At 63.0% G+C, this 5,771-nt stretch carries 4 protein-coding genes and 1 pseudogene; all 5 read right to left on the reverse strand.

Annotated elements, in window-relative coordinates; all coding sequences use genetic code 11:
- A pseudogene (locus VGD20_RS07500) lies at window positions 1–216 on the reverse strand (3-hydroxyacyl-[acyl-carrier-protein] dehydratase FabZ); the annotation flags it as partial.
- A gap of 4 nt (window positions 217–220) precedes the next feature.
- Complete coding sequence (locus VGD20_RS07505; protein ID WP_331133847.1) at window positions 221–910, reverse strand: OmpH family outer membrane protein; 690 nt, start codon at window positions 908–910, stop codon at window positions 221–223.
- Window positions 910–3,597 (reverse strand): outer membrane protein assembly factor BamA, encoded by a 2,688-nt coding sequence (gene bamA, locus VGD20_RS07510; protein WP_331133848.1) that lies wholly within the window; start codon window positions 3,595–3,597, stop codon window positions 910–912. Before bamA ends, VGD20_RS07505 begins: the two co-directional genes overlap by 1 nt.
- 73 nt (window positions 3,598–3,670) lie before the next feature.
- Window positions 3,671–4,801, reverse strand: coding sequence for an RIP metalloprotease RseP (rseP, locus tag VGD20_RS07515; protein WP_331133849.1), 1,131 nt, complete (start codon window positions 4,799–4,801; stop codon window positions 3,671–3,673).
- A partial coding sequence (gene dxr / locus VGD20_RS07520; RefSeq protein ID WP_331133850.1) for a 1-deoxy-D-xylulose-5-phosphate reductoisomerase occupies window positions 4,794–5,771 on the reverse strand: 978 nt, incomplete at its 5' end. The genes rseP and dxr, both read right to left, overlap by 8 nt.

Raw genomic sequence — 5,771 nt, forward strand, 5'->3', positions numbered from 1 at the left:
GATGAGGACGCCGGGCATGATCGGCCGGCCGGGGAAATGCCCCTGGAAAAAGGGCTCGTTCATCGTCACCGCCTTGACCGCGTGGATCGAGGTGTCCTTCACCATCGATTCCACCCGGTCGACGAGCAGCATCGGATAACGGTGCGGCAGCAGCGTCAGGATCCGGCGGATATCCACCGGACCCATGGCCCCTGCCCCGTTTTCCCCGTCCGCCATATGCTTAGCGCGTGGTGGGCGCGGTGCCGGCGGGCGCCGGAGCGGCCGGCTGCGTGCCCTGTGCGGCGCGCGCCTGGTCCATCAGTTGCTGGTTGCGCTGCTGGACAAGCTGGCCCGGCTGGTAACCGGCGGGAACCGCGGTCGAGACGGTGGGCAGGATGCGGTTGAGTTCGGCAACCACCGCATCGGTGATGTCGACATTGTTTTCACGCGCGAACACCGCGTCGGGATTGAGCAGCAGGTCGATCTTTTTCGCGGTCATCGCAGCCTTGACCGCTTCGTTCATGCGAACGCTGATCTGATCCTCGACATAGGCGATGGCGAGGTCGACGGGCGCGCCGATGCGGCCGAGTTCGGTCTGCGCTGCCTGGCGCTTGTCCTGCACCGCCTTGGCCGCGGCCTGAAGCGTCGTCTGGTTCTGCGGCGTCTTTTTCGCTTCTTCGTTATATTTGGCGATCAGGACGTTGATTTCGGCCTGCAGCGTCTGTCCGCGCGACTGCTGCTGGTCGATCTGCGCCTTGTAGGTGGTTTCGATCTGGGTCGATGCCGCCTGGAAAGCGTTCGAGCGCGCGGCGGCGATGCGAACGTCGGCGACGCCAACGCCCTTCGCCTGTGCGAAAGCGGGAGCCGACAGGATAGGCGAAACCGACAGGGTGGCGACGGCCAGCGCCGAAGCGACAAGAATTTTCTTCATCAGAATTGGGTTCCTACGTTGAATGAGAAGCGTTTGGTGTCATCGCCCTCTTCTTTGCGAAGGGCGTAAGCGAAATCGATCCGGAAAGGACCGAAAGGAGAGTTCCAGTTGACCCCGGCGCCGATCGAGACGCGCGGCATCCACGTGTCGCCGAAGAAACGTTCTTCGAACGGCGAGAGGTTGGAGGTCGTACCGTCCGGGCAACTTATGTAGCCGCCGCCGGGGATCGGCGGCGTGTTGGCGTTGCCATCGTGATCGACCAGCCCCTGCGTTGCGAAGCTGACGCCGCCGGTGGTCGAATTGCGGCACAGATTCTTGGTCAGGCCGTCGGCGGGATCCTTGAAATTCGCCAGCGTTGTCAGCGTCGGGCGCTTCACGCTGAACACCGACCCGACATCGAGGAAGATCGACGGCCGCAGCCCCAGTTCCTTCGCGCCGGTGCCGAGCGGAATATCAAGCTCGAGCCGGCCCTGATAATAAGCGCGGCCACCGAGTGCGTCGTCGATCTGGCCGCGATCGCTGTTGCTGTCGGTAATGACCTTGGGGTTGGCGGGATCGGTATTGTCGACGCCGTAGCGGATCACGCGCGGGCCGATACCGCGAATGTCGAAACCGCGCATCTGCGGTTCACCGAGGAAGAAACGGTCGGTCAGGCGAACCTTGTCGCTGGTCGGTGTCGGGCGGCCGCCGAACGGATAGATATAACCGCCCTCGGCCGACACGTTCAGGATGAAGCGGCTGCCGAGATTGAAGTGCTTCGATGCGTTCGCGCGGGTACGCACATATTTGACGCTGCCGCCAAGGCCGGCAAAATCCTGGCTGAGCGACAGCGACTGGCCGCGCGTCGGGCGCAGGCGGTTGTCGCGGTCGTCATAGGCCAGCGTATAACCGATCAGCGAGGTCGTGCGCGTGCCGATCGCGTCGCAGAGGTAGCGGCCCGCGACGAACGGATCGCACTGGCCGCCGAAATAATAGAGATCCTTGTCGAGCGTCACATCGTCATAATTGAGGCTGTAGCGCGCGAAGAAGGACATGAATTCTGTAAGCGGCACACCGGCGTTGAGCTGAAAACCGGTCGTAACCTGCTGGAACGTCGTGCGGCGATCGTTGTTGATGAAGTTGAACGAGTTCAGGTCGCGGCGATAGACGCTGCCGCCGACCGAGATATTGCGGTCGAACAGATAGGGTTCGGTGAAGCCGAGTTCGATCGACTTCGAATAGCTCGAATAATTGACCGACGCCTGGAGCTGCTGGCCGAGGCCGCGGAAGTTGCGCTGGCGGATCGACGCCTGGAGCAGGAAATTCTCGATCGACGAGAAGCCCGCCGACAGCGACAGCTCGCCCGTCGGCTTTTCCTCGACATTGGTTTCGAGGACGATGCGGTCGGGCGCGCTGCCTTCCTTGCGCTCGATTTCCAGATTTTCCTGGAAATAGCCGAGGCTGTTCAGGCGGTTCTCGGTGCGCTTGATACCGAAGCTGTTGAAAGCGTCGCCTTCGTTCAGGCGGAATTCGCGGCGTACGACCTTGTCGTGGGTCAGCGTGTTGCCGTTGACGTCGATCCGCTCCACGTAGGTACGCGGGCTTTCGCCGACGTTGAAGGTGATCGCCATCGTGCGCGTTTCGGCGTCGCGGCGGAATTCGGGATTGATGTCGGCAAAGGCGTAGCCGAACAGGCCCGCGGTTTCGCTGAGGCTCTCGACGGTGTCTTCGACGAGCTTGGCATCGTACCAGTCGTCCTTCTTCATCGGGAGCATCTTCTTCAGCATTTCGGGCTGGAAGTCGCGGATTTCGCTCTTCACGTCGACGTCGCCGAACTTGTAGCGCTCGCCTTCCTCGACGACGTAGGTGATGATGAAGTCCTGCTTGTTGCTCGTCAGTTCGGCGACCGCCGAAATCACGCGGAAATCGGCATAGCCGTTCTGCAGGTAGAAGAGCCTGAGCTTCTGCTGGTCATAGGCGAGGCGATCAGGGTCGTAGCTGGTGTTCGACGACAGGATCGTCAGCAGGCCCGATTCCTTGGTCGCCATCTCGTCCTTGAGATCGCCGTCGCTGAACTTCTCGTTGCCGATGATGTTGATCTGGCGGACCTTCGACTTCGGCCCCTCGTTGATTTCGAACACGACATCGACGCGGTTCTGGTCGAGCGATACCATCTTGGGCTCGACCGTCGCGGCGAAGCGGCCCTGGCGCTTGTAGAGCTCGATGATGCGCGCGACGTCGGCACGAACCTTCGAGCGGGTGAAGATCTGGCGCGGCGCGAGTTTTATCTCGGGCCGGATCTTGTCTTCCTTCAGGCGCTTATTACCTTCCAGAATGACCCGGTTGATCACCGGGTTCTCGGTAACCTGGATCTGCAGCGCACCGGCATTGTCGGTAATCTGGAAGTCCTTGAACAACTCGGTTGCGGCAAGATCCTTGAGCGCCTGGTCGAGCGTCGCGCGGTCATAGGGCTGGCCGACGCGCAGGCGCAGGTACGACAGGATCGTCTGCGCCTCGAGCCGCTGGTTGCCGACGACAGTGATCGACTGGACCGTCGTCGCGGTCGGCGCCGCTTCGGGAGCGGGCGCCGGGACCGTCGGCGGAGCGACCTGCTGCGCCATCACCGGCGCGCTGAGCATCGTGCCTGCCATGAGGAAGGCCGACAGCTGTGTCCGCGCCGAGAATTTGTGTGAAGCCACGCTGTTCATCCCGAAAAAATAACTCAAAAGCGACAAACCCGCCTGACCGCAGGATCGCGCGCAACTCCCTGCCCCGGAATCGTTAGCCAATCAAGCGGGCGATCCTGTCCCACACCCCAATTGAGCCCAAATCGTTGAAAGTTACGACCAGCATCAGCGTGACAATCGCTGCAAAGCCGAATCGGAACGCCCATTCCTGCGCCTGCGGAGGCGCGGGACGTCGCCGGATCGCCTCATAGGCGTAAAAGGCCAGATGACCGCCATCGAGCATGGGCAATGGCAAGAGGTTGATGAACCCCAGATTGATGGAAATGAAGGCAATGAACGAGATGAGCACCGCTACCCCGAGCGTGGCCACCTCGCCCGACTGCTTGGCGATCCGGATCGGCCCGCCCATTTCTTTGACGGAACGCTGGCCGGTCACGAACTGGCTCATGATATTGCCTGTCAGCCGGACCAGCCCCCAGGTATGCGCAGCGCCCGTCTGGACCGCCGTTAACGGGCCAACAGCATCGTAGACCGGCGCGCCCGAACGGACGCCGATAATGGCCCGTTCGACCTTGTTGCCGAACTGATCGGTTTCCGAGATCATCCGCGGCCGCAAGGTGATGTCGAGCCGCTCGCCGCCGCGATCGATCACAAGATCGGCCGGCTTGCCGAGATCCGTGGCGACCGCCATCGGAATATCGTCGAATATTTTCATCGGCCGGCCGTTGATCGCGACGATGCGATCGCCGACCCTGAGGCCAGCTTGCTGCGCGGCACTCTGCGCCGCGACCCCACCGATCACCGGCGGCGTCTGCGGAATGCCGTAAGTCATGTACAGCGCGGCAAAGATCGCAATCGCGAACAGGAAATTGGTCATCGGCCCCGCAAGCACGATCAGCGCACGCTTCCACACCGGCTGCGCGGGAAAGGTGTGCGACCTTTGCTCGGCGGGCAATTGCTGCCAGTCGGCGTCGGGCTGGCTGACCGCGTCGCGGTCGCCCGCAAACTGGACATAACCACCCAGCGGCAACCAGCCGATCTTCCATTCGGTGCCGCGCTTGTCGGTCCAGCCGAGGATTTTCCGGCCGAAACCGATCGAGAAGGTATCCGCCTTCACCCCGCACCAGCGGCCGACGATATAATGGCCATATTCGTGCACGAACACGAGCGGCCCCAGAACCGCGAGGAACGCGACCGGATAAAGCCAAAGCGGAATGTCAGGCATGTTCATATTGGTCCACAAACCTCTGTGCAGCCGCGCGGGATGACGCATCGACGCTGAATATGTCCTGAAGCGATGCGGGCACTGCGGGTGCCTCGGCATCGATCACCCGGCGCACCGTATCGACGATCGCGGGGAAGGCAATGCGGCCAGCGAGGAAAGCGGCCACCGCAATCTCGTTCGCGGCGTTGAGCTGTGCCGGCCGGGCGCCGCCCTGCGCGATCGCCGTGCGGCAGAGCGCCGTCGCGGGAAAGCGCACTTCGTCAGGCGCCTCGAAATCGAGCCGTGCGATGCTGGCGAGGTCGAGCGGCGCGCACGGCGTCGCCATCCGCTGCGGCCAGGCGAGCGCGCTGCTGATCGGGATCCGCATGTCGGGCGAGCCGAGCTGCGCGAGCGTCGAGCAATCGATATATTCGACGAGGCTGTGGATCACCGATTGCGGGTGGACGAGGATCTCGATGCGGTCGAGCCCGACGGGGAACAGATGGTGCGCCTCGATCAGCTCGAGGCCCTTGTTCATCATCGTCGCCGAATCGACGCTGATCTTGGCGCCCATCGACCAGTTCGGATGCGCCACGGCCTGCGCGGGCGTAACCCTCGCCATGCCCTCGGCGCTCATCGTGCGGAAAGGGCCGCCGCTGGCTGTGAGGATGATGCGGCGCACCTGGTCGATCCGCCCGCCCGCGAGGCACTGGAAGATCGCATTATGCTCGCTGTCGACGGGCAGGATCGTCGCGCCCGATTTGCGCGCAGCCGCGGTCATCAACTCGCCGGATGATACCAGAGCTTCCTTGTTGGCGAGCGCAACGTCGGTTCCGGCTTCGAGTGCGGCCATCGTCGGCGCCAGCCCCGCGATCCCGACGATCGCCGCCATCACGAGGTCGACTGGACGTTTCGCCGCCTCGACCAGCGCATCGGCGCCAGCAGCGGTTTCGATGCCTGTCCCGGCCAGCGCATCCTTGAGTTCGCCGTA

The sequence above is a fragment of the Sphingopyxis sp. genome, assembly GCF_036402335.1.
Classification (GTDB): Bacteria; Pseudomonadota; Alphaproteobacteria; order Sphingomonadales; family Sphingomonadaceae; genus Sphingopyxis.